Genomic DNA, 23,482 nt, shown 5'->3' on the forward strand with positions numbered 1-23,482 from the left:
CTTTCTCTCCCCGCCGGGCTTGTCCCCGGCCCGGCGCCGCGCCACCCTGGGCCGATGAAATGGCTTCTGATCAGCGCCGGACTGCTGCTGCTTCCGGCGGTCGCGCAGGCCGACCCGTGCGAGGGACGGCTGCCCGAGCGCGCCGGCGAGGCCTTCGCGGGCATGGTGCGCTACGTCGGCGACGGCGACAGCCTGTGCCTGGGAAACACTGCGGACCCCGCCGCCTGGATCGAAGTGCGGCTTTCGGATTTCGACGCCGCCGAACTGCGCAGCCCCACCGGCCGGGCCGACCGCGACCGCCTGATCCGTCTGGTGGGCCGCCGCCGGATCGATTGCGTCGCGGTTCGGGGCCGGAACGGCCGGGTCATCGTCCATGACCGGGTCATCGCTTCATGCCGGATGAACGGACGTCGCGTCGGCGACGTCCTCCGCGCGGCCGGTGGCCGTGAAGGCGGGCGTTAGGCGTCTTCGGCCGTCCGACCTGACCTTCCGCCGGCCAGCGACACATCGAACCCCGAATGGCGGGCGTGAAACCGATCCCGCTTGCGATGCACAGCATCGCCAACAAGGACACCGCGATCATGGCCGCTCACCGGGACCGCGGGCGCGGGCACAGCGCCGGCCGGACGTTGCCCGGCTGGCCCGACGTCGGCAATCGCGTCGCGGCCGATCACAGCATGTAGCCGATGTCGGAGGCCCCGGTCGGATAGGCGAACATCGTCGACTTCAAGTCATCGGCGGTCAGCCCATGACGGATCGCCAGGGCGAACAGGTTGATCGCCTCGTCCACATTCGGTCCCACGAGATGAGCCCCCAGCACCCGCTCGGATCCTTCCTCGACCAACACCTTGAAGCCGTAGGTGGGTTCAGCCGCAGCGCGCGCGGTGAACCAGTCCGACGCCTTCTGGCTTTTGACGCGGTAGGAAAGGCCCTGGTCCTTGGCCTCCTGTTCCGTCAGCCCGACCGCCGCCATGGGCGGGATGGTAAAGACCACGCTGGGGACACCAATGTAGTTCGGCCGCTCCGTATTGCCGTTCAGAATGTTGGCCGCGACGACCTTGGCGTCGTGACTGGACACCGGCGTGAGGGGCGGTCCGACCTGGGCCGCGTCACCCGCTGCATAGACGGCCGGATTGGAAACGCTCTGGAGAAATTCGTTGAGTTTTAGGCGACCCATGTCGTGCTCGACCCCGGCCGCGTCGAGGCCGAGGTCGCCTAATGCGGGCGCCCGACCAGCGGCGTGGATCACCAGGTCGGCGTCGAAAGTGAGCGATTGCTCATTGGCGCGGGCATGCACCCGAAAGCCGTCGCTCGTCCGCTCGATGCTCTCGACCATCGTTTCGAGGCGCACATCCACGCCGAGTTGGCGAAAGCTGTCCATGAGCCAGCCGACCACGTCGGGATCGAACTGGGGAAGCAGCCGCTCGCTGCGCTGGAGGATGACGACTTCGGCTCCAGCCCGCGCGGCGATGTGGGAGAACTCGGCGGCGATATAGCCACCGCCGACCAGAACGAGGCGCTTCGGCATCTCATCCAGCTCGAGGAAGCCTTCATTGGTGACCAGATGCGCCTCGCCGGGGATGTCGAGCTTCACGGGTTCGGCCCCGGTTGCGATGAGCAGGTTCCGGAACGTCAGTGTCTCCCCGTCCACTTCAAGGCTGTTCGGACCAGTGAGACGCGCCCGTCCATGGAAGGTGTCGATGCCTTTTTCGAGATATCGTTCCTCGTGCTTTTCCGGGACGGGATCGGTGAAACTCCGCTTGAAGGCGATCAGGTCGGCCCAGGCGATATGGGTATCGCCGGCGACGCCCTTGCCGCGCATCCGCCGCGCGTGATCGGCGGCGCTCGCTCCGCTGATCAACATCTTCTTTGGATCACACCCACGGAGCGCGCATGTACCGCCGTAGGGGCGAAAGTCGATGACCACGACGCTGCGGCCGGCCGCCCGAACGCGCATGGCGCCCACCATCGCGGCGGTTCCTGACCCGATCACGACGAGATCGTATTCCTTGGTCATCGACGCAGACCCCGCGCTCGATTGAATCCGTCGCCCTCGATCCACAATCGCTGGACTGGCCGGCGATCCCTCGCATCCACCAGGCGGTAGAGCGCTTCCGCCACGGCCGCATTGACGGCGCCGAACACAAGGTGCCCCGCGAACCCTCGAACATGGGTGAGCACGGGGTAGTCACGGTTGGGCGCGCTGTAGCCCAACGCAGGCGTCAGGCCTTCGTCGATCATCAGCGACATGGTCGCGCCGCTGACGAACGCGGCGCCGGAAGCGCCTATGCGGGTGTTGCGCCGAAGTCGCCCGTAGATGGGTCCCCAAAGCGCGCCCAAGGCGTAGTGAACCGCATTGCCGGCGCGGGCCCGCGCCTTCTCATCCAGTCGAACGCCCAGCCGGTTCGCCATGTCCTGGGCCGCGATTTCCGCCGGGGGGCCGGGTCGAACACGTTCCTCTTTTTCTCCGACCGGTGCGGGCGTCACGCTGTAGAGCGCCGTCTGCGCCCAGTCGGTCACCTTGGTGGCGACAAGGCCGGCTACGACGCCGATGACGATGTCCGCCGCCAGCGTTCTCGATGAGTCGCGCATTGCTCGGCTTCCTGACGCTCCAGAAGGTCCATCGCCCGACGGTGGCGCGGTGCGACAGCCGAGACATGACCTCTCGGGAGGGCAACGAAGCTGGAGTTGCTTCAGGTTCCCCCTGGGCGGCGAAGATGCTTGCGATTGTCGATGGGTCTTAGAGGTACGCCCGACGAACCCGCGACGCGTGACGCCGATCCTGACGAGGCGCGTGATCAGCCAACCCGCCCCAACCGTGATGACGAGCATGAGTCCCAGGACGCCGAAAATCATCGGATCAGGCGCACAGCAGCCGATGGGTGTCACAGCGGAAGCATCGCGTCTTGCCGCTCAACCGGCGCAGCAAGACAGTTTGCTGACGTCCTTGTTGAACGTCAGCGCGGCCAGTTTCAGGCCCTCGACGGTCGTGAGATAGGGGAAGATCGTGTCGCCCAACTGCTCCACCGTCATGCCGCATTTGATGGCCACCGCCGCGGTCTGGATGCTGTCGGCCCCTTCCGGCGCAAGAATGTGCGCGCCTAGAAGTAGCCGCGTGCCGCGATCCGCCACCAGCTTGACGAGCCCGCGCGTGTCCCTGGCCGCGAGCGCGCGAGGCACGTGGTCCAGGGTGATCATCGAAGTCTGGACATCATGTCCGGCCGCCCGCGCGGCGGCTTCCGTGAGCCCCACCGTCGCCACCTGCGGATCGGTGAAGACAACCGCCGGCATGGCGCGGTTGTCGTAGACGTGGGTGTCGCCGTCCAAAGCATTCCTAGCGGCCAGTCGCGCGCCATAAGCGGCCATATAGACAAACTGGTCCGTCCCGGTGACATCGCCTGCGGCATAGACGCCCGCCCGTGTCGTGCGCATCCGGTCGTCGATGATGATGCCTCCCGTTGGTGCGATCTCAATCCTCATCTCGGCGAGCCCCAGCCCGTCCGAGTTGGGAACCCGGCCCGTCGTGATCAGAACGCGCTCGGCGGTGATCACTTCCGGGACGCCGGATCGCGTGAGGCTGAGTGACACCCCCTCGTCGGACGCGTTGATGGACCCGTAGACGGCGCCCGCCACGACCGTGACGCCCTCGTCCGCGAGATAGCGTTGCAGCGCCTCGCTGATTTCGGGTTCGCCCTCGGGCAGTAGGCGGGACCGGCAGACGATGGTGACTTTGACGCCCGCCCGACTGAACATCTGGGCCAGTTCCGCCCCGATATAGCCGCCGCCGATCACCAGCATCGATCGGGGCAACGCCTCCAGTTCGAGCGCGGTCGTGCTGGTCAGATAGGGCACGGACTCGATGCCGGGGATCGCCGGGATCCCCGGCCGTGAACCGGTCGCGATAATGACCTTGCCGGCGATGAGCCGGACGCCGTCGACTTCCACGCCGCCCTCGACGAGACGCGCCGCGCCTTCATGGTAGGTGATGGCGTCGTAGCCTTGCAGAACATCCTCGTACTTGGCCTGGCGGAGGTCATCGACCAGCCGGTCCTTCTGGCGAACCGTCTCAGACCAGTCCGTGATGGCGGCCGAGGCCTGAACGCCGTCGAAACGGCTCGCGGCCCGGGCCTGGTGAAGCGGTTCGACCGCCCGGATCAAAGCCTTGGACGGGACGCAGCCGACGTTCACGCAGGTCCCACCGATCGTTCCGGCGCCGACGAGCGCTACCCGGGCGCCCTGTTCCGCTGCGGTGATGGCGGCCGAGAAGCCGGCCGAGCCGGCGCCGACCACGACGAGATCGTAGGTCTTGGTGATATCCTGTGAGGGCGTGCAACAATCACTCATACTGTCTGGATCTTTCTGAATAGACTCTGCCGCCGACGAAGCGGCGTCCAACCGACATCCTGGCCTGCGTCAAGTCGCGGCGAGAGCAGGATGCCGTCACAAGCGTCTGCTGAGGGGATTCGACCCCGCGACAGCTGATCGAATGCCGTCTTCCAAGCCGATAATGCCTATCGGCGCGCCTGAACACGAGCCGGATAGCCGGCCCTGGTCGACGCGAGGGCCAAGGCGGACGGCGTCACTCGGGCGTCATCGTAGGTTACCGTCGCCACGGCCTGTCCATTCCCGCCCGGCGTCACGGTGACGGTCACCGATTCAACGCCGGGGATGCGCGAGATCGTGCGCCGGACGATGGGCGCGCACGTCACGCAGGACACATTGTTGACGTCGAGCCTCACGGTGCGTTCGGCGGCCAGGGCGGCATCCGCGGTGAAGAGAGTCGCCGCGAAAACGAGGGCGGCGCGGATCGAAAGGGTCATGATCGAAGTCTCCGGGGGAAAAATCAGGCGCCGATCAGCAGCGGCGCGACATAGGGGAATGCGAGAGCGAGGGCGACGAGCAGGGTCGCCGTCCAGAGCGCGATCTTGACGAGACGCGTCGAAGTCGGCCGGGCGCAAGTGACGTCTTCAGCACATGCGGCCCGGGGCCGGCGGTAGACCCTGAAGAAGCCGAGGCTCAGAAAGACCACGGCGGCGGCTATGAAATAGAGATGGTAGGGGGCCAGCGCCGTGACGTTGCCGATCCATGCCCCGCTGATCCCGAGCGCGAACAACGCAAGGGGCAACACGCAGCAAGAGGTCGCCCCGATCGCGGCGGCAAGTCCTCCGACGACAAGCCACGCGCGACCGGTCGGTTCGCCGGCCGGCGCCGGGGGTCCGCTGATATCTTCCTTGCCGTCCGCCATGGACACTCCTCACGCCTTCACGGGTCGATGGACACAAGGTAGGGTCTGTAGTCACTACAGATACAAGAGGCAAAATCCATGATGGACAAATTGGCCCTGCGCGATACGGCCCCACGCCTCCCCATCGGCGAACTGTCGAGGCGGACCGGGGTCAACATCGAGACCGTGCGCTACTACGAGAAGATCGGCCTGATGCCCGCCCCGGCTCGCAGCGAGGGTGGACACCGCCTCTATGGCCGCGGCCATCTGCTGCGGCTCAATTTCGTCCGCCGGGCCCGGGACCTAGGGTTCACGCTGAATGAAATCAGGGATCTACTCGAACTGGCCGAACAGCGCGATCTTCCGTGCGCGGAAGCGCGCGTGGTCGCCGCCGCCCATCTGGGCGATGTTCGGGCCAAGCTAGCTGCCCTGCGGAAAATGGAAAAGGTGCTCGTCGAGATGGTCGCTCGCTGCGCCGACGGCGCCACGCCGGATTGCCCGATCCTGGAGGCTCTGTTTGATTCCCGGGTCGAAAACCCGCCGGCGCCGTGAACAGGCTTCTGCCCGCCGTCGGCTGGTCCGACACATCCGGGAAGCCGCGGCTTGAGCTCTGGCAGCGTTCGCAGACAACGCGTCGTGCCTCGCCGCGCAATCGACTCAACAAACTTCGAAAAGACGAGAACGCTCTTGTATCTGTAGGGACTACAGACCTCATTCGGGTGGTTCATCACGGCTGACACGCGCGCGTCCGCTGAGCTTAGATCGCCATACTCCAGTAATCCGAGGAATAACTATGTCGCTCCAAGAACCCATCACCCGCACGGCTGACAAAGCGGGCGTCGTCGGCGCGATTGTCGCGGCCATGGGCTGCGCGGCGTGCTTTCCGGCCCTCGGCAGCTTGGCCGCCGCCTTGGGTCTGGGCTTTTTGAGTCAGTATGAAGGGGTCTTCATCCGCTACCTGCTCCCTCTGTTCGCGGTTATCGCGTTGACGGCCAACGTGGCCGGCGGACTGCGTCATCGGCGATGGTCAAGAATGATCCTGGGCATGGTCGGACCTCTGTTGGCATTGGCCGCCGCCTTGCTGATGGCGAGCTTTGGTTGGCCGACGGCATGGCTTCTTTACCCAGGCCTCACGCTGATGATCGCCGTGTCGATCTGGGATCTGGCGTCCCCGCCGAAAAGGAGACTCGGCGGCGCGGCTTGAGTTCCCTTCTCTCCGGTACGACGGGCAATGAGTACCGGGCCTCTCAGGCTCGCACCCGCTGTCACCTCACCTTTCGTCAGAACCGGACCCGCGGGCGAGGAGACTCAGTTCGCTGAGCCAATGCCCTTGAATCTGTAGGGCCTACAGACCCCATCTCCGTTTCGAAGCGATGCAGCCGCATGGTTACGCGAGCTCAGATCCGGAGAAGTGGCGTGAGTGACAAAACCGTAGCAGCGTTCGTAGCGTTCCTGTTCGTGTGTCCGCTAACGGTGGTTTGCTGTTTGGGTCCCGCTGCGCTCGTCACGGGAGTGGTGGCTGCTTTGGGTTGGTTAAGCCAGTCGAAGCCCCTGCTGGTTTTGGCGCGGCCCTTGGCGGCATTTTCGTGCTCGCGCCCCTAGCCAGGATGATACGACGCCGCTCGTTGCTGCGGCGTAAAAGCACCCAATAGGCTCAGGTTGAATAGGGAACCCCCCATCCCCTGGTCCTTTGGTCCTCGCTCAGCAGCGGTATCTGTCCGGTCGCCGACAAAGATTCACCCGGGTGGGGCTTATGAGCCCGGCGTCATGGCCCGTCGATGAGACGACCGCTCAAACGATAAGCCGATCCCAACTTCCGTAGTGCTCCTGGCTGCGACGCCCGCGCGGCAAGCTCAAGGCGATCAGCGCCAAACCGGCGGCCATGCCCGCGACATCGCCGATGACATTCGATCCCTGCAGCAGCCATGGCGCGACGATCAGCCAGAGCCCGAAAAGCACGTTCACGAACCTCAACGGTCGCGCGACCTCGGCCATCGCGATGATGGCGACCGTGACGACCAGGGCGCCGACGAGATGATCGCTGTCGGCGATGGGTGGAACCGATCCGAGCGACGCCCGGGAGAACATCAGCCAGACCCCGAGCAACGCGCTCGCCACGAGGGTCCAGGGAAGGTTGACCCCCCGGATCGACGAGGCGAAAGCCGCCGGCAGGGGATCGCCAAAACCGGGATGTCTGTCGATGGTCCCGCCGGGCAAGGCGTCGCCCCGGAAAAAGGCCGACCAGAGGGGTCTGCCCCGCCGTTTGTTGAGCACGAGGAACTGCCCCATCGCGACCAGCTCGTCGAGTGAATAGGGAATCATGATCAGCATGGCCAAGCCCGCGGCCAGGCAGAGTGTGCAGTAGGTGCCGATGGCGATCGGCTGCATGATGATGAAATAGATGCTGACGACGCCCAACGGCACCACGATGACGCCGAACAGCAGAACCATCCATGGCATGGTGCGCCACCGCGCCCGACCGCCCATGGCCCCCATCAGAATCTCGATCATGTAGATCATGGTGCCCACGCCCCCGTCGGCCACCGGCCAGGCTTTCGACATGTCCGAGGTGATGATGTATTCGGCGCCGTTCAGCCCGCCGGGGACGTTGAAGAACGGGTCCCAGGCACCGTCGATATGTCCGAGCTGGTAGGCGGTGAGCATCCGCGAAAGCACCAGGCCAATCGCGCCCATGACGATGATCGGCATGCGCTGAAGATAGGTCGATGGGCAGTAGCTCCAGCCCGGCGGAGTGTCGGTATCGTCCATCATCCCCTCCATGCTCATTCCCGGCATCATGGGGATGAGCAGGGTCAGGGCGATCACCAGCGCTCCGACCAGCATGTCGTTGGCGTAGACCGCGGCGCTCGGCGCCCAGAAGAGGAGCGAAGCGCCGAGAAGCCAGACCCCGAGGGCGCCGTTGGCCCATTGGGCCCAGCCGTTTCTGGGCGACATGGACAAGGTCGCGAACATCATGATCAGCACGCCGCAGATCAGGTCGTTCCAGCCCGTCAACGCATTCCGCAGCGCTGGATCCCAAAGGCCACGTTCCTCCGTGACGTTGAGGATCGCGGCCGAGAACTCCGTTTGGGTAAAGGTTCCGAACACGAACGGGACCGTGGCGAGCCACAGTCCCAGTCCCATGGTCAGCCAGTGAACCCAGAGCATGTCGAAATGCATGCCGCGCATGCCCTTGGCATGGTCGTGGATCATCTGCTGATGTTCGGCCGGCGCCACGTCGTGCGGCCGGGCGGCCGCTTTCTCGGCCTTGTCGTCCGCGACGCGGGCCGCGTTCAAGCCATTGGCGCGATACCAGGCATATGGGTCGTCCTTCAGGCCTTGAACGATGACGGGAAGGCTCTCGCGAAGCGAGCGTCGAGGCGACCAGTCCAGCAACTGGCGCGCCAGGGTCAGATCGAGCGCGTAGTGGTCGTCTGAAATATCGACCATCCAGGGACGGATGAAGGTGTCTTCGTCCAGAACCGTGTTCTGGGCCCAGGCCCCCGCCTTCGCCGCGGCCTTGGGAATAGAATGGGTTTCCCAGGCTTCGTCATGGATGAGGCGTCCCAGAGCGCGCTGCAGATCGTCGTAGCTCATCGCGTCGATCTCGCCCAACAGCACGGGCAGATCAGGCGGGAGCGCGGCCCGCCGGTCTATGACGCGCTCGACGGCGTCGAGCAGATCGTCGAGATGAAGCGAGGGCTGGCCGGTGGCCAGACTTCCCGGATAAACGTGAGAACTCAGACGCCTCTCGTTGATCCTCGCGATCTGCTGGGCCAGAAAGGCGGAGTGACCGCCATCGTCATAGACGCCGGCCGGACGCAGGTAGACGGCCGGAATCGCGCCGCGCTGCTCGCGGATCAACTGTTCGGTTCGGATCTTGCTGTCTCGATACGGCAGCGACCCGTCGAGCGGCGACTGCTCGTTGATCGGAACGCCCGGCGTCGTGGAGGCATGGATCAGCATCGTGCTGACGAAGACGAACTGTTCGGTCTCGAAGGACTGCAAGGCGCGCAGCAGCCGCTCGGTCCCCTTGACCGTGACCTCTTCATATTTGCTGTTGGGCTCGCCCGTCAGGTCGAAATAGCCCGCCAGATGGATGACGGAGGCGATCCGCGCGCCATAGGCGACGCGGACCCGTCGGAACGCCGCTTCGACGCTGGCGTCGTCCGTCAGATCAACGCAGACGCATTCGGCTTCGGCGGGAGGGTGTGGCGGCAAATCGCGATCGAACCCGATCACCTGATATCTTGCGGACAGATGCCTGACGAGGGCCGAGCCGATGAAGCCGCTGGAGCCGGTGATGATGACCGTCTCGCGCTCGTCGGGCGGGGCGTTCACCGACGGGACCGCCCACGAAGCTCCAACGCGGCCGCCAGACGTTGAGGAGGCAGATCGACGGTCCTCGGCAGGCAGGACATGGACATGGACATGTCGCCTGACCCCGATGTCAGGCCGCTTGTGTCGCTCATATCACCCATCTCCTTCATCATCGAACTCAGATACTTTAAGGCGAGTTCCAACGCTCCGTTCCATCAGGCGGCGGTTCAGCTTGTTCGCAGGACGCCCACGCGACTGGGGACGGGTGGGCGAGGACCTTCGTGAGTCAAAAAAGTCTCGACGCGGCGGAGAAGCCAACGGCCCTCCGCCGCGTCGCGAACCGGACGCCGCGCGGCCTGCGGCGCCAGACTGGATCAGGCGGCGATTATTGCGGCCGGATCGCCTTCACTTCACCCGCGCCGCCAGTAACGACCAGATCGAATTCGACCCGGTCGCCGACTTTCGCCTGGTCGATCAGGGCGGGTGACGCCGCGAAGCCCATGGTCATCGCGGGCCATTCCAGGCTCGCGATCGGCTCGTGCTCAATCGTGATCTTGCCGCCCTCCGCGTCGATGGCCGAGATCACGCCCTGCGCGGTCGCGGACCTCTCTCCGGTCGCCGACGTCGCCATGGCGTCCATCTCCGCAGGCGCGGGGGCGGCGGAACTGGTGGCGGCTGGGGTTTCCGTCTCCGTTGCTGGCTGCTGACTGCAGGCCGCCAGGGCGATGACCGCCCCGGCTGACAGGCTCAGGCCGAGGGCGAGTGTGCGCGACTTCTCGAACAGGTTTTTCATAGGGTAGCTCCTTGGGTGGGGGTTAGCGTTGGACGTGATTTCCGGCGTCTCAGGAGGAGATAGCCAGCTGGGATGACAAGCATCGACAGGAGGGGCGCGGTGATCATGCCGCCGATAACCGGAGCGGCGATCCGGGTCATGATTTCCGACCCCGCGCCGTGGCCGATCAGGATCGGGAACAGACCGCCGAGGATCACGGCGACCGTCATCGCCTTGGGTCGGACCCGTAGCAGAGCGCCTTCGCGAACGGCTTCTTCGACCTGCTCCGGGTTGGGATCAGGCCCTCGATCCTTCAGCGCGTGTTTAAGGTAGATCAGCATCACCACGCCGAACTCCGCCGACAGGCCAGCCAAGGCGATGAAGCCCACGCCGGTCGCAACCGACTGGTCGAAGCCCATCAGATAGAGCAGCCAGAAACCGCCGGTGAGGGCGAATGGCAGGGTGCCCATGATGAGCAGGGCCTCGTCGAAGCGACCGAAGGTCAGATAGAGCAAGATGAAGATGATCACGAGCGTGGCGGGAACCACGATCTTGAGCCGCTCGGCCGCCCGTTCCAGATATTCGAACTGGCCCGAGTAGGCGATGCTGACACCCGGAGCGAGATCGACCTCGCTGGCGACCGCCCGACGCAGATCGGCGACGACGGAAGCGAGGTCGCGCCCCCGGACGTCGACATAGACCCAGGTGGTCAGCCTGCCGTTCTCGGATTTGAGCATCGGAGGGCCGTCCGCGATCTGGAGATCGGCGACCGTGCCCAAGGTGATCTGCTGACCCGACGGCGTCAGGACAGGCAGGGCGCGCAGTTGCTCCAGGCTGTCGCGCAATTCTCTCGGATAACGGACGCTGATCGGATAGCGGGCGAGTCCCTCGACTGTCTGACCGATCGTCTCCCCGCCCACGGCGCCCGAGACGATCGATTGGACATCGGCGATGTTGAGGCCGTAACGGGCCGCCGCGCGCCGGTCGATGTCGATGTCGACATAGCGCCCGCCGGTCAGGCGTTCCGCCAGGGCGGAGGTCACGCCCGGCACGGTCCTGGCGACCTCGGCCACCTGGGCCGCGATACGGTCCATCGCGGCCAGATCAGCGCCGGACACCTTGACGCCGACGGGGCTCTTGATGCCGGTCGCCAGCATGTCGATGCGATTGCGGATGGGAGGAACCCAGACGTTGGACAGTCCGGGGACCTGAACCGCGCGATCGAGCTCTTCGATCAGCTTCTCAGGGGTCATGCCGGGCCGCCATTCATCGCGAGGCTTGAACTGAATGGTGGTCTCGAACATCTCCAGCGGAGCCGGATCCGTGGCGGTCTCCGCCCGGCCCGCCTTGCCGAACACGGTCGCCACCTCGGGCACGGTGCGGATCATCCGGTCCGTCTGCTGCAACAGTTCCGCAGCCTTGGCCGGGGAGAGGCCTGGCTGGGCCGAAGGCATATAAAGCAGGTCGCCCTCGTCCATCGCCGGCATGAACTCGCCGCCCAGCTGGCTGAGCGGCCAAGCTGTGGTGGCGAAGACCAGTAGGGCCGCCACCAGGGTCTTTCTGGGATGATGCAGCACCCAGTCCAGTGGCCCGCGATAGATGTGCGTGAGCCAGCGATTGATCGGATTGCTCTGTTCGGCCGGGATCCGTCCGCGGATCAGATAGCCCATCAGAACCGGCACGAGAGTGATCGACAGGATCGCCGCCGCCGCCATCGCGTAGCTCTTTGTAAAGGCCAGCGGCGCGAACAGCCGACCCTCCTGGGCCTGCAGGCTGAACACCGGGATGAACGACAGGGTGATGATCAACAGGCTGAGGAACAGCGCGGGTCCGACCTCCACGGCCGCCTCAGTGATGACCTTCCAGCGATCCTCGCCCGCCAGCTTTTCGTCCGGGTGGTCGTGTTCCCATCGCTCGATGTGTTTGTGTGCGTTCTCGATCATAACAACGGCGGCATCGACCATCGCCCCAATGGCGATGGCGATGCCGCCCAGCGACATGATGTTGGCGTTCACGCCTTGAAGATTCATAATCAGGAAGGCCGCCAGCACGCCCAGCGGCAGGGTCAGGATGGCGACCAGCGCCGACCGGGCGTGCCAAAGAAACAGGCCGCATACCAAGGCGACGACAATGAACTCCTCGATCAGTTTGCCGCTCAGATTGTCGATCGCCCGGTCTATGAGCTGGGACCGATCGTAGGTCGTCACCACCTCGACCCCCGGCGGCAATCCGGCTTTGAGCGTCTGGAGTTTCTTGGCGACGGCCGCGATCGTGGCGCGGGCGTTTGCACCGGATCGCAGGATGACGACGCCGCCGGCGACCTCGCCCTCGCCGTTCAGCTCGGCGATGCCGCGTCGCATCTCGGGGCCGATCTGGATGGTTGCGACGTCGCCGAGGCTGATCGGCACGCCTCCAGCCGCTGTGCGGAGCGGCACGGCCCGGAAGTCGTCGAGCTCAGTCAGATAGCCGTTGGCGCGCACCATGTATTCGGCCTCGGCGAGCTGGAGCACCGAGCCGCCCGTCTCGCCGTTGGCGCGCTGGAGGGCCTCCACCACCGCCTGATGGGTGACGCCGTATGACGCGAGCCTGACGGGGTCGAGCACCACCTGGTACTGCCGCACCATGCCGCCGAGGCTGGCGACCTCGGCCACCCCCGGCACGGTCTTCAGCTCGTAGCGGAGGAACCAGTCCTGCAGGCTTCGCAGCTGCGCCAGGTCGGTGCGGCCCGTGCGGTCGACCAAAGCGTATTCATAGACCCAGCCCACGCCGGTGGCGTCCGGACCAAGCGCCGGTTGGGCGGTCGCGGGAAGCCGCGCCTGGACCTGGCTGAGGTATTCCAAAACCCGTGAGCGCGCCCAGTAGAGGTCCGTCCCATCCTCGAACAGCACATAGACGAAGCTGTCGCCGAAGAAGGAATAGCCCCGAACCGTTCGTGCGCCGGGCACCGACAGCATGGTGGTCGCCAGAGGATAGGTGACCTGGTTCTCGACGATCTGGGGGGCCTGCCCCGGGTAGCTGGTACGGATGATGACCTGCACGTCCGACAGGTCCGGCAGGGCGTCGACCGGTGTGCTGCGAACCGCAAACAGGCCGGCGGCGAGCAGGGCGAGCGCGGCCATAACGACGAGGAACCGCCCCTTGACCGAGGCGCGAATGACGGCGGCGATCATTGCACAGACCTCCCGCGCGGCGCAGGCGCGGGCGCGGCAGCCTGGCCGATCGGCCGGGCCACGACTCCTGACAGACTGGCTTCGGAATCGATCAGGAACTGACCCGACGCAACGATCCGCTCGCCCTCTCTGAGACCGGCGAGGATTTCGGTCTGTCCCCCGGCTTCCCGTCCGATCCGGACTTGGGCCGGTTGATAGCGTCCTTCCGGCAGGGCGAGCATGACGATGTCCCGCTCTCCGGTTCGGATCACCGCCTCAGTCGGCACGAGCAAGGCCGGTGTCGATCCGCCGCCGAAGGTGATCTGGCCGAACATGCCGGGGCGCAGACGGCCCCCGCGATTGGCCATCTCGATCCGCCCGGTGACCGTACGGCTGTCTCCGACGAGTTCCGGCAACAGGGCGGTCAACCGACCCGTGAACCGTTCGCCCGGGAACGCGGCCAGGGCCACCTCGACGGATTGGCCGACCCTCAACCTGCCTGCCAAGGCCTCAGGAATGGCGGCGTTAAGCCAGACGGTGGACAAGCCGTTGATCTCGGCCAGGTTCATGCCCTGGGCGACGCTCATGCCGGAGCGCACGCCCAGCGTCTTGATCACGCCGCCGGTGGGCGTCGAGATCGTAATCGTGTTCCGCGCCCGCCCGCTGCGCTCAATCGAGGCGATCAGGGCTTCGGACATGCCCATCAGCACCAGTCGCTGCCGCGACGCCTGGATCAGGGGCGTATTGCCGGTACGCCGAACCGCCAGATATTCCGTCTGGGCTCCGCCCCAGGACGGGATGAGCAGATCGACCAAGGGGGCGCCGGCGGCGATCACGTCGCCCGGCGCGCGGTTGTAGACCCGCTGCACGAAGCCATCCGCGCGCGACTGGACCACGGCGATGTCGCGTTCATTGTAATCGACCACCGCCGTGGCGCTAAGATCGCCTTCGAGGTCGCCGCGGCGCGCTGTGGCGTACCGGACGCCCAGATTCTGGGTCAGCGCAGGATCGATCCGGACACCGGGGGTGGCACTAGTTCCGCCCTCATCGGCATATTTGGGGATGGTCTCCATGTTCATCGACGATTTCCCCGGCCCCGGGTATCGTTCGTTTGGAACCATGGGATCGTACCAGTAGAGGATCTCGCGCTCCCCTCCCCCGTCGGCGGCCATGTCGGGGGTGCCGTCCATGCGCTGGGCGATGACGACGCCGCCACCGACGCCGATGCCGACCAGAAGAAGCGCGCCCATGGCGATGCCCAGGCGTTTGTTGCGAAGGGCGTTCATCGGTCGTCGTTCCCATAGGTGAGAGTGATCTCGACCACTTGGCGCATCACGGCGGCCTCGCGATCAAGCGTGTCGAGCCGGGCGTTGGCCACGGCGGTGAAGGCTTCGAGCACTTCAACGATGCCCGCCCGGCCCGCCGCATAGCTCGCGGTTTCGAGATCGGAACGCTGAAGGACATTGGGCAGAACAACGTCGCGCGACCTGACCCATTGGTCATGAGCCATCGCGTGCTCGGCCAAAGCGCTCCGCAGCGACGCGGTCAGCACGCGCTCGGCGTCCTGGCGTTCAGCGGTCACCCGCAGGGCATCAGCGGCGCGCGCCGCGATGATCGGATCCTGCCTCTGGCCCGAAAAGATCGGCAGCCGCACGCTCGCGCCCACAGAGAATAAGTCGCCGAACCGCTCATCGCGGCGACCGTAGCTGGCCTCAAAGGACCAGTCCGGCCGACGTCCCGCGCGCGCGAAGTCGACCTCGGCGTCCGCGCGCCGCGCCGCGGCGCCATAGGCGCGCAGGCGCGGTAGTTCGGCGAGGCCGCCTTGCAACGTGGTCAGGACAAGGTCGAGTTGCGGCGGCGGGCCGGCCGTTTCGGGGTCGCTGTCGCCCGTCCAGCGCGCCAGTTCAGCGCGTGCCTTCTCGATTTCGGCGACCAGACTGCTGCGGCGATCATCCAGATCGGCCTTGAGTTGGACCGGTCCGAGAGCATTCGCTGGCCGGTAGGAACCCGATGCAACTCCGGCCGGTGCAGTGCTCCACAACGGTTGAAGGGTGCCCAGCACGTCCTCCAAAGCCGCGAGGCGGCGTTTGGCGTAGAAGAGGTCGACCCACGCCAGACCCGTCGCGACCTGGACTTCTCGCCGTGTGACCGACGCCTCGGCGCCGGCGACGTCGATTGCCGCCTCGGCGATTTCGCGCTCGGCGCGCCGACGCGCCCGGCTCGGCACATCCTGCTCGACGCCGATCCGGAGAATAGTGAAATCGTCTTCGTCAAACTGCCCTGCTGACGGCCCGGTCACCGGGAACCCGTCGAGGCCGAAGGTGAGGCGCGGGTCCGGTAGTCGGCCCGCGGCCGGCGCCGCCGCACGCGCGGCATCGACGCCCAGGGCGCTGGCTCTGATGCCAGGCGCGTTGACGGCGGCGAGCGCGAGGGCCTCGTCGAACGTCTGCGGGTCAGCCTCGGCCGGCGCGGCCCAGACGCTCAAGAGCCAAACCAGAGCCGGTAAAATTGCCCATGCTGCGGTCGGCGCACAGTTCTGGGACAGCGCCAAGGCCTCGGCTCGACGCGCGACGCGCGGAGAGCGGACGCGGTACGGCGGACACGCAGGGGCGCGTGTCGCCGACCTAAAACGAATGATCATGAAATTCCTGGAAACCATTGGCCCCGCCGTGAAGGCAGGACACAGGCGAAGGCTCAATCGATCGGCTACCGCGGCGTAACGTCGCGCACGGTCTTCCGTTCAGCGAAAGCGGTCTACGCCAGCCGTTTCGGCGGGTTCTTGAGGGGGGGCGGGCCTGCGCCCTCACGCTCGACATCGACGGCGCCGAACCTGATTCCCTGCGGCGCGGACGGGCATTGAACGGTCTGCGCCGGTCGCAGGAGAGCCCCGACGGCGGCGCAGCCCATCTTGGCGATGCAATCCGGCGTCATCTCATCGCAGGGGCTCATCGGCCCGCCGGAGGGTTGGTCCGCCATCACCATCATCTCGGCGCAGTCCATCTTCGCCATGCCGCCCGACGATTCGAACACCTGAAACGGGGTGGCGTGCGCCGACGACTGCCCGACAAAGCCGGCCACCGCCAAGGCGAACAGAAGGGTGCGGACGATGTTCCACATGCCCTTTCATTCCACGCTTGTCGGCGCGCCGTGTCAAGGGACCGATCTCGCCGGGCTCGGGCCGGCGCGCGCGGCCAACCCATCATCGATCGCCTTGGACGATCTCGACCGGATGAGCGTGCGTCAGCCGAAGGTCGAATGAGGGATTGAACGCCGGCGCCCGTATACCTCATTGAACCCTTTGGTTTCGGAGCCTCAGAATGACCCTTCGCAAGATCTTCTCCCTCGTCGGCGCGGCCGGTGCCCTGCTGCTGGTCGCCACCCAGGCCGACGCCCATGCCCGCGTCGTCGCCTCCACCCCGGCGGCGGCCGCGACCGTCGCCTCGCCACGGGCGCTCACGGTGACCTTCAGCGAACGCGTGGCCTCGGCCTTCTCTGGCCTGGAGGTGGTCAACGCCGCCGGCGCCAAATTCGCCGTGACCACCACCGTCTCGGAGGACGGCAGGACCGTCTCGGGTCGGACGGCGCGTCCGCTCGCCGCCGGCGCCTACAGCCTCAACTGGCGCGCGGCCTCGGCGGATGGTCACCGCATGACCGGCGCCATCGCCTTCACCGTGCGCTGAGCCTTCGTGCTCGACGGTCTGGTTATCCTGCTCCGTCTCGCGCAGTACGGCGGCGCGGTCGTCCTTCTGGGAACACCGCTGTTCCTCCTCTATGGACTGCGCGTGTCGGACGGGGTGGCGCTCGGTTGGCCGAGGCCGCTTCTGATCGCCGTTGCGGGACTTGTCGCCCTGAGCTCGGCCGCCGCGCTCGGGGCCCAGACCTCGGTGATGGCGGGTTCGATCGCCGAGGGCCTCAAGCCTGCTTCCCTGGGCTTCATGATCACCGGCACGAGCCTGGGACCGGCCTTCCTGGCCCGCGCCCTGGTCGCCGCGGCGGCCCTGCTCCTCCTCGTGCTGGCCAAGCCTTCCCGAACAGTCTGGATCGCCGTCGCCTTGGCCGGGCTGGTCGTGAGCGCCAGTTTCGCCTGGACGGGGCACGGCGCGGCCACCGAGGGACCCGGGCGTCTCGTCCATTTGACGGCGGCCATACTGCACAGCTGGAGCGCCGCGGTCTGGCTCGGCGCGCTCGCGGCCCTGCTGATCCTGACGATCCGCCACCGCGCCGCTCCGGCCGCTGACCGGATCGTCCACCAGGCGCTTCACGGCTTTTCCGGGGTTGGGACCGCGTCGGTCGCCGTCCTTGTGCTGAGCGGGCTGGTCAACAGCTGGTTCATGGTCGGACCCGACCGGGTCTCCGGCCTTCTCACCACGCCCTACGGCCTGCTGCTGACGGGCAAGCTGGTCATCTTCGTGCTCATGCTGGTTCTGGCCGCCGCAAACCGCTTCCATCTGACCCCGGATCTCGCCAGCGCCCTCGATGATCCCGAGGATCTGCGGGTCGCCGTGGGACGTTTGAAGCGCAGCCTGGTGATGGAGACGCTGCTCGCCCTGGCGCTCCTCGCCTTCGTCGCGATCATGGGCACCCTGGCCCCGGTCTCGGCCATGGACATGGCGATGTAGGCAAGGACCGGCGGGCGCGGACCTAACGTCACGGATCCCGCCAGCACCGGCCGCCGAAACGTCGTCTGCGCAGGACCGGTGGCGCTCCCACGCCGTTCAGCTTCGGTCGCGACCCGGTGCGGGTCCGACCAAGGGACTCTGCGCCGAGGGACGCGCCGGACTCTATTCCCGACCGGACAGGGTCCGCTCCTCGATCCGCACCCGCCAGGCAATCAGCAGTGCGTTGAGCACGCTGAACCCCACGGCGACGCCGACCTGGCCGAAGGCGAGCGGCAGGACGGCGATCTCAAGCGACGCCACCCAATAGTTGGGGTGACGCACGAACCGGTAGGGTCCCGTCTTAACCAGAGGCGCGCCCGGCAGACTGACGATGCGGGTAGTCCAGAACCGGCCTAGGGTGGCGATGACCCAGACGCGGGCGAGCTGCAGCAGCAGATACAGACCCAGCAGCCAGAGGTTCGGCGCGGTGTTCCAGGGCGTGAAGATAGCGATGGCCGCCAGCCAGCCGCCGTGCAGCAGGATGAACAGCGGATAGTGGCCCGCGCCGATCTCCACGGCCCCGGCGGCCTTCAGGCGGCGGGTGTTGCGGGCCGCTAGCCACAGTTCGGCGAGCCGCTGGGCGACCACCAGGGCGAGGACGGCCGCCAGCCAGATCATGGATGGATCAGCATCAGGGCGGTGGTGAACCCGGGCCCCAGGGTGGTCAGCAGCAGGGGGCCGGGCTCGTCGGCGTCAAGCGCCGCCTTCAGCACGAACAGCACCGTGGCCGAACTCATGTTGCCATGGCGGCGCAACACCTCGCGAGTGTGGGCCATTGCGCCGGCGGTCAGGGCGAAACAATCCTCCAGCGCCTCGATGACCTTAGCTCCGCCGGGGTGGCAGACGAAGCCGCCGACGTCGGTCGTGGTTAATCCGTTCCGGGCCAAGAACGACTCGGCGATGGGCTTGAAGTCGTCTTGAACTAGGCTGGGAATGTCGCGGCTGAACACCACCTTCAGCCCGTCGTCGGCGACGTCCCATCCCATGACGTCCAGGCTGTCGGGCCAAGTGTGCTCGTGCGACGCGCCGATGACCGGCCCGATCGCGTCTTCGCGACACGAAACGACGGCCGCCGCAGCCCCGTCTCCGAACAGGGCGGTGGCGACCAGGTTGGATTTGGAACGGTCCTGAAAGCGGAACGTCAGGGCGCACAGCTCGACGACGAGCAAAAGGACGCGGCTGTCTGGGTAGGCCTTGGCCATCTCGGCCGCCCGCGCCAGCCCCATGACGCCGCCAGCGCAGCCCAGACCGAACAGGGGAACCCGCCGCACGTCGGGCCGGAAAGGTATCACCTGCATCAGCCGCGCCTCGAGAGACGGTGTGGCGATGCCGGTCGAACAGACGGTGACGATGCAATCGATCTGATCCGCACCCAGCCCGGCTTGATCCAGCGCGCTCGTCGCGCTCTCGGCCATCAGGGCGACCGCGTGTTCCAGGAACAGGTCGTTCCGCTCCGCAAAGCTGTGCGGCTGCAGATACCAGTCGATCGGGACGCACGAATGCCGTGTGTCGATCAAGGCGTTGCGATAGATCGGCGCCAGCCGCTCGAAACCGCCGTGGGTCGTGGCGAACATCTCGGCCCCGTTGGCCGCTACGTCCTCCTGCCGCAGTATGTGCGGCGGCCAGGCGGTGGCCAGGGCGGCGAGACGCGGTTGAGAATTCCGGTCGTTGTCGTCTCTTGGCGGAGCGTTTTCCTGTGGTCGATCCGTCGCCTGGTTCATGGCCCCCGCTTGCGACCCGCGCGCGCCACTTTCAGGTCGCGGGCGATCCGTATCCACAGCAGGATGAAGCCCGAGATCACAATGCTCAGCGTCAAGGCGGTAGTGATGATGATCAGGGGGTGATTGAAGTCCTCGCCGTCGTTCCAGTCCATGACGTGCAGCCGCCAGAAGAAGTCGAAGATCCGCCAGACGCCCGAGCGGCGCGTCACCACTTCGCCGGTCGCCGGCGACAGGTAGAAGGAGGTCTTTTCGCGGTCGGCGAAATCCACCCGCCACAGCGGTCCGGTGCGTCCCGTCTCCTCAGGCGCCGTCGCCAAGAGCACTGCGCCGGAAACCCCCGCTTCGCCCTTGTACGCGCCCTTGGCGAAGGCCGAGGCCTCGGCGGCCGACATCGGTCCGAACGGCCGGCCGGTCGCGGCGGACACGATGATCGGCTCCCCCGCAGCCGGCTTCAGGGTCCAGGCCGGGCCACGCGGCGTCGCGTGGAGCTCCGCCTGGACGGGCGCGACGCCCGCGCGGCGCGCTATTTCGCCGAGGGCCGGGAGGGCGCCGAGCTCCAGCGGACCCGTCTTGAGTTCGACCGCGCGATGTTCGCTGCGGACCGTCTCGATCGGGATGGCCACCATCACCAGACCGCCGCCGACCCAGAACAGGACCTGAAGGCCGACGACGAGCGCGATCCATTTGTGCAGCTGGGTGGAGAGCTTGAGAACCTTCATGTCCGCGCCTCGCCTAGCCGTGACGCGCGAAGACGCGCGTGCCGCCGCCCTTGAGGATCAGAAGGGTTTCATAAGGCTCCCGCTGGCCGTCGGACGTCTCCATGCCGGGAGACCCCAGCGGCATGGCCGGCACCGCCAGACCCACGGCCTCGGGACGATCGGCCAGAAGCTTGCGCACATCCTCCGCCGGCACATGACCCTCCAGCACATAGCCGCCGATCAGGGCCGTGTGGCAGGAGGCGAGCGCTTCCGGCACGCCTTGGCTACTGCGTATTGAGCGCAGGCTCGGGAGTTCGTTGACCCGCGCCTCGAAGCCCGCCGCGCGCATGTGATCCACCCAGGCCGTGCAGCAGGCGCACGTCGGGGTCTTGTAGACCGCGAGCTCGGTCGACGCTCGGGAGCCGGGAGCGCAGGCCGCGACGGCGAGGGCGCCGGTCCCCGTGGCCAGAAGGCCGCGGCGTGAAAGCGTGAGCATGGATCCCATGGGTCCTCGGGCGAGCGATGTGTTGAAGGCCGCCGACTGACGGCCGGGGCCGCGGTCAGGCGGCGGGTCGGAAAGGCCGCGCCGAGGAGTGATAGACGTCGAACCTCCACTCGTCACCCCGTTTGCGCAGGACGCTGGTGGCGGCGCCGCGGCGCTCTATGGGGGCCCGGGCGCTGTCCTTGAAGGTGATGTGGTAGGTGTAGGTCTCGCTCACGAAGGCGGTGTCGCCGTCGACCTCGACCTTCATTTCGCGGTCGCGGAAGTCGAAGCCGGCCAGATCGGCGAACTCGGGCCCGAGATGGTGCTCGAGATAGTAGGCGAACGATCCCTCGACGCCGCCGTTCTCGAAGATTTCCGAGTCGGCCCAGAACAGGGCCGGCGTCTGCGACACGTCCATCCGCTCGATCGCGTCCTTGTAGGCGGTGACGACGGTTCGAACCTGCGCCTCGTCAGCGGATTGCGCATGGCCGGGGGCGTGTTCCGAGCCTCGCGTGTGCACCGGGCCGGGGGCGTGAGCGTGGGCCGGCTCCTGAGCCTGGGCGGAGGTCGCGAGGACGGCGAAAGCCAGTCCGGCGAATGCTGAACGCATCATGGTGAAGTCTCCTGGTTTGCCGCGCGGCGGCGGTAGCGTCCGGTCCGGCGGAATGGATTGAAAACGAAGTGGTTTGGCGACGACCGTCCCGGCGGCGTCAGAACATCAGATGCCTCATGCCATGGGTCAGCATCCCGCCCAGCAAGCCGTTGACGACCACGGCGGCGGCGGTGACGGTCAACAGGCCGATGTAGATCAACTCACGCCCGCGCCCCGGCCGGCGGACCCAATATTCCTTGGCCCACCAGCTCAACAGGCCCAGCGCGGCGATCGAGGTGCCGAGCCACCGATGGTAGAGGTGGGTCACGTCGTCCTTCCCGGGCAGCCCCATGGCGAACCACCCCAGCGCCACCGCGGCGACCGCGGAGATCGCCGCCAGGGCGATGATCACGCGCGTGCCCTGCGTCAGCACCGGCCGGCGCAGCGTCAGGGCGGCGATCTCCAGAAGAGCCGCGACGAGGAACAGCGCGATGGGGAAATGGACGGCGGCGGGATGCATGGCGCCGAGCCAGCGATACAGGCGCTGGGGCATCGGCCTCGGACCCTCGTCCGCCATCATGGCCCCGTGGTCCATGTCCATGGCCATGCCGGGCATGGCCATCATGCCGCCTTCCGGATCGGCGCCCGCCGGCGCGGCGGCCTGGGCGCGGGCCGCGGCCTGCTTGTCATGATCCTCGTGCGCGAACGCGGGCGCGCTGACAGACAGGGCCAACACCAGGGCGAGCCCCGACAGAAATCTACGCAGCGCCATGGCCCTCTCCAATCCTGTCCCTTCTGCTATCTACGCACCGCGAAGCCCGCCCCCTCGGCCGAGGGATTCGGCGCGTTTCGGCGTAATAGGGTTTAGGGGCGCAAGGAGAGTGTTCGATGACGCGTAATCTGGATGATCTTTTGGCCGGATCGGCGGCGACGCCCTTCGGCCGGTCGCTCGACGGGCTCGAACCGCTCGTCTGGAGCCGGGTCGATGCGCTTCGCGGCGAACGACTGGCCTCGCAGCTGCGTCTCGGCGCCGTCGCCATGGCTCTGGTCACCGGCCTGACGGCAGGCGGCGTCGGCGCGATCGCCGCCCCCAGACCGCCGGGGGAGATGGCCATCTTCACGGTCGATGCGGGTCTGTCGCGTCTGGTGAGACTGGAAACCGGCCGATGATGCGCGGCTGGCGGGCCATCGCCCTGACGGCCGTCCTGGCGGCGGTCGCCAGCGGCGCGGGCACCTGGATCAGCGCCAGCTGGGTGCTGAGCCGGCGCGAACCGCCGTCCCTGCACGACATCGTGCATCACGACCTGAAGCTCTCGCCCGACCAACTGACCAGCATTGACGCGGTCGAAGCCCGGTTCGCCACGCGTCGGCCGGCGCTCGAAGCGGACGTCCGCGCGGCCAACCAGGAACTGGCGCGCGCGATCGCACAGAGCGACGGCGACGGTCCCCAGGTGCAGGCGGCGGTGGACCATTTCCACGTCGCCATGGGCGCCTTGCAGAAGGAGACGATCGCCCACGTCTTCGAGATGCGGGCCGTCCTGACGCCGGCCCAGGCCGAGGTCTTCGACGATCGCATCGTCGCGGCCCTCGCCTCCGACGAAAGCTAGCCTTCCGGGTGGACAGCCCCAACGACCTGTCAGCCCGCGCCGCCGGCGGCGACCGCGCGGCCTTCGCCGAGCTGATGCGGCAGACCAAGACGCCCCTGTTCCGCTTCGTCCGGCGTTATGTCGGCGATGAACAGGACGCCTGGGATCTGCTGCAGGACACCTATGCGGCGGCCTGGATCAACATCCGCCGCTACGATCCGGTTCGACCCTTCGAGGCCTGGATCAGGACCATCGCGCTCAACAAATGCCGGGACTGG

Annotated in this window: 27 protein-coding genes; 10 read left to right on the forward strand and 17 right to left on the reverse strand. The window is 66.8% G+C overall.

What is annotated here, in order from left to right:
- Window positions 1-54 precede the first annotated feature (54 nt).
- Together B2742_RS01690 and B2742_RS01695 are read left to right on the forward strand one after the other, a co-directional pair.
- Window positions 55-462 (forward strand): nuclease, encoded by a 408-nt coding sequence (locus B2742_RS01690; protein ID WP_292062237.1) that lies wholly within the window; start codon window positions 55-57, stop codon window positions 460-462.
- A gap of 56 nt (window positions 463-518) precedes the next feature.
- Window positions 519-683, forward strand: coding sequence for a hypothetical protein (locus B2742_RS01695; RefSeq protein WP_292062238.1), 165 nt, complete (start codon window positions 519-521; stop codon window positions 681-683).
- Here B2742_RS01695 and B2742_RS01700 read toward each other — a convergent pair.
- The 5 genes from B2742_RS01700 to B2742_RS01720 all read right to left on the reverse strand — a co-directional run bounded on the left by B2742_RS01700 (window position 671) and on the right by B2742_RS01720 (window position 5,245).
- A complete protein-coding gene (locus tag B2742_RS01700; protein WP_292062239.1) occupies window positions 671-2,017 on the reverse strand; it encodes a dihydrolipoyl dehydrogenase family protein in 1,347 nt (448 codons plus the stop codon). The genes B2742_RS01695 and B2742_RS01700 overlap by 13 nt on opposite strands.
- A complete protein-coding gene (locus B2742_RS01705; RefSeq protein WP_292062240.1) occupies window positions 2,014-2,592 on the reverse strand; it encodes a hypothetical protein in 579 nt (192 codons plus the stop codon). The genes B2742_RS01700 and B2742_RS01705 overlap by 4 nt, the downstream gene beginning before the upstream one ends.
- A gap of 321 nt (window positions 2,593-2,913) precedes the next feature.
- Window positions 2,914-4,344 carry a mercury(II) reductase gene (gene merA, locus B2742_RS01710; protein ID WP_292062241.1) on the reverse strand — a complete coding sequence of 477 codons (1,431 nt, stop codon included), beginning with the start codon at window positions 4,342-4,344 and terminating at the stop codon, window positions 2,914-2,916.
- Window positions 4,345-4,511: 167 nt separating this feature from the next.
- Window positions 4,512-4,820: a heavy-metal-associated domain-containing protein gene (locus B2742_RS01715; protein ID WP_292062242.1), complete on the reverse strand. Its 309-nt coding sequence runs from the start codon at window positions 4,818-4,820 to the stop codon at window positions 4,512-4,514.
- A gap of 23 nt (window positions 4,821-4,843) precedes the next feature.
- On the reverse strand, window positions 4,844-5,245 hold the full coding sequence (locus B2742_RS01720; protein ID WP_292062243.1) for a mercuric transporter MerT family protein: 402 nt from the start codon (window positions 5,243-5,245) through the stop codon (window positions 4,844-4,846).
- Window positions 5,246-5,326: 81 nt separating this feature from the next.
- Here B2742_RS01720 and B2742_RS01725 point away from each other — a divergent pair, with 81 nt between their 5' ends.
- Both B2742_RS01725 and merC read left to right on the forward strand, forming a co-directional pair.
- The gene (locus B2742_RS01725) at window positions 5,327-5,776 is read left to right on the forward strand and encodes a MerR family transcriptional regulator (RefSeq protein ID WP_292062274.1); all 450 of its coding nucleotides are present in this window, start codon (window positions 5,327-5,329) and stop codon (window positions 5,774-5,776) included.
- Window positions 5,777-6,017: 241 nt separating this feature from the next.
- A complete protein-coding gene (gene merC / locus B2742_RS01730; protein WP_292062244.1) occupies window positions 6,018-6,428 on the forward strand; it encodes an organomercurial transporter MerC in 411 nt (136 codons plus the stop codon).
- Between the two features lie 587 nt (window positions 6,429-7,015).
- Here merC and B2742_RS01735 read toward each other — a convergent pair.
- From B2742_RS01735 to B2742_RS01760, 6 genes are all read right to left on the reverse strand, one after another.
- Window positions 7,016-9,565, reverse strand: a complete 2,550-nt coding sequence (locus B2742_RS01735) for an NAD-dependent epimerase/dehydratase family protein (RefSeq protein ID WP_292062245.1) — start codon at window positions 9,563-9,565, stop codon at window positions 7,016-7,018.
- A gap of 364 nt (window positions 9,566-9,929) precedes the next feature.
- On the reverse strand, window positions 9,930-10,337 hold the full coding sequence (locus tag B2742_RS01740; protein ID WP_292062246.1) for a copper-binding protein: 408 nt from the start codon (window positions 10,335-10,337) through the stop codon (window positions 9,930-9,932).
- Window positions 10,334-13,486 carry an efflux RND transporter permease subunit gene (locus B2742_RS01745; protein ID WP_292062247.1) on the reverse strand — a complete coding sequence of 1,051 codons (3,153 nt, stop codon included), beginning with the start codon at window positions 13,484-13,486 and terminating at the stop codon, window positions 10,334-10,336. Before B2742_RS01745 ends, B2742_RS01740 begins: the two co-directional genes overlap by 4 nt.
- Window positions 13,483-14,751 carry an efflux RND transporter periplasmic adaptor subunit gene (locus B2742_RS01750; RefSeq protein ID WP_292062248.1) on the reverse strand — a complete coding sequence of 423 codons (1,269 nt, stop codon included), beginning with the start codon at window positions 14,749-14,751 and terminating at the stop codon, window positions 13,483-13,485. The genes B2742_RS01745 and B2742_RS01750 overlap by 4 nt, the downstream gene beginning before the upstream one ends.
- Window positions 14,748-16,016, reverse strand: a complete 1,269-nt coding sequence (locus tag B2742_RS01755; protein WP_292062249.1) for a TolC family protein — start codon at window positions 16,014-16,016, stop codon at window positions 14,748-14,750. The genes B2742_RS01750 and B2742_RS01755 overlap by 4 nt, the downstream gene beginning before the upstream one ends.
- Before the next feature lie 203 nt (window positions 16,017-16,219).
- Window positions 16,220-16,582, reverse strand: a complete 363-nt coding sequence (locus B2742_RS01760; RefSeq protein ID WP_292062251.1) for a hypothetical protein — start codon at window positions 16,580-16,582, stop codon at window positions 16,220-16,222.
- On the opposite strand from B2742_RS01760, the gene B2742_RS01765 reads away from it, so the two are divergent.
- Genes B2742_RS01765 through copD form a run of 3 tightly spaced genes read left to right on the forward strand, consistent with a single transcriptional unit; the run spans window position 16,581 to window position 18,084 of the window.
- Window positions 16,581-16,724 (forward strand): hypothetical protein, encoded by a 144-nt coding sequence (locus B2742_RS01765; protein ID WP_292062252.1) that lies wholly within the window; start codon window positions 16,581-16,583, stop codon window positions 16,722-16,724. The genes B2742_RS01760 and B2742_RS01765 overlap by 2 nt on opposite strands.
- A gap of 58 nt (window positions 16,725-16,782) precedes the next feature.
- Entirely contained in the window at window positions 16,783-17,145 is a 363-nt protein-coding gene (gene copC, locus B2742_RS01770; protein ID WP_292062254.1) for a copper homeostasis periplasmic binding protein CopC, read from the forward strand.
- Window positions 17,146-17,151: 6 nt separating this feature from the next.
- Window positions 17,152-18,084 carry a copper homeostasis membrane protein CopD gene (copD, locus tag B2742_RS01775; protein ID WP_292062256.1) on the forward strand — a complete coding sequence of 311 codons (933 nt, stop codon included), beginning with the start codon at window positions 17,152-17,154 and terminating at the stop codon, window positions 18,082-18,084.
- 162 nt (window positions 18,085-18,246) lie between these two features.
- Here the strand turns inward: copD and B2742_RS01780 are convergent, their stop codons facing one another.
- The 6 genes from B2742_RS01780 to B2742_RS01805 form a co-directional block, all read right to left on the reverse strand.
- Complete coding sequence (locus B2742_RS01780; RefSeq protein WP_292062257.1) at window positions 18,247-18,741, reverse strand: isoprenylcysteine carboxyl methyltransferase family protein; 495 nt, start codon at window positions 18,739-18,741, stop codon at window positions 18,247-18,249.
- Window positions 18,738-19,697 carry a type III polyketide synthase gene (locus B2742_RS01785; RefSeq protein ID WP_292062259.1) on the reverse strand — a complete coding sequence of 320 codons (960 nt, stop codon included), beginning with the start codon at window positions 19,695-19,697 and terminating at the stop codon, window positions 18,738-18,740. Before B2742_RS01785 ends, B2742_RS01780 begins: the two co-directional genes overlap by 4 nt.
- A gap of 143 nt (window positions 19,698-19,840) precedes the next feature.
- On the reverse strand, window positions 19,841-20,563 hold the full coding sequence (locus B2742_RS01790) for a PepSY domain-containing protein (protein WP_292062261.1): 723 nt from the start codon (window positions 20,561-20,563) through the stop codon (window positions 19,841-19,843).
- Window positions 20,564-20,576: 13 nt separating this feature from the next.
- Window positions 20,577-21,038, reverse strand: a complete 462-nt coding sequence (locus B2742_RS01795; RefSeq protein ID WP_292062263.1) for a DUF411 domain-containing protein — start codon at window positions 21,036-21,038, stop codon at window positions 20,577-20,579.
- Window positions 21,039-21,102: 64 nt separating this feature from the next.
- On the reverse strand, window positions 21,103-21,639 hold the full coding sequence (locus B2742_RS01800) for a YybH family protein (protein WP_292062265.1): 537 nt from the start codon (window positions 21,637-21,639) through the stop codon (window positions 21,103-21,105).
- Between the two features lie 97 nt (window positions 21,640-21,736).
- On the reverse strand, window positions 21,737-22,390 hold the full coding sequence (locus B2742_RS01805; protein ID WP_292062267.1) for a DUF2231 domain-containing protein: 654 nt from the start codon (window positions 22,388-22,390) through the stop codon (window positions 21,737-21,739).
- A 116-nt stretch (window positions 22,391-22,506) separates the two neighbouring features.
- Here B2742_RS01805 and B2742_RS01810 point away from each other — a divergent pair, with 116 nt between their 5' ends.
- The 3 genes from B2742_RS01810 to B2742_RS01820 all read left to right on the forward strand — a co-directional run.
- On the forward strand, window positions 22,507-22,788 hold the full coding sequence (locus tag B2742_RS01810; protein ID WP_292062268.1) for a hypothetical protein: 282 nt from the start codon (window positions 22,507-22,509) through the stop codon (window positions 22,786-22,788).
- On the forward strand, window positions 22,785-23,225 hold the full coding sequence (locus B2742_RS01815) for a Spy/CpxP family protein refolding chaperone (protein WP_292062269.1): 441 nt from the start codon (window positions 22,785-22,787) through the stop codon (window positions 23,223-23,225). Before B2742_RS01810 ends, B2742_RS01815 begins: the two co-directional genes overlap by 4 nt.
- Before the next feature lie 8 nt (window positions 23,226-23,233).
- The coding region (locus B2742_RS01820; RefSeq protein ID WP_292062270.1) for an RNA polymerase sigma factor at window positions 23,234-23,482 on the forward strand (249 nt) is incomplete at its 3' end.

Source organism: Brevundimonas sp. UBA7664, assembly GCF_002483305.1.
Taxonomy (GTDB): domain Bacteria; phylum Pseudomonadota; class Alphaproteobacteria; order Caulobacterales; family Caulobacteraceae; genus Brevundimonas.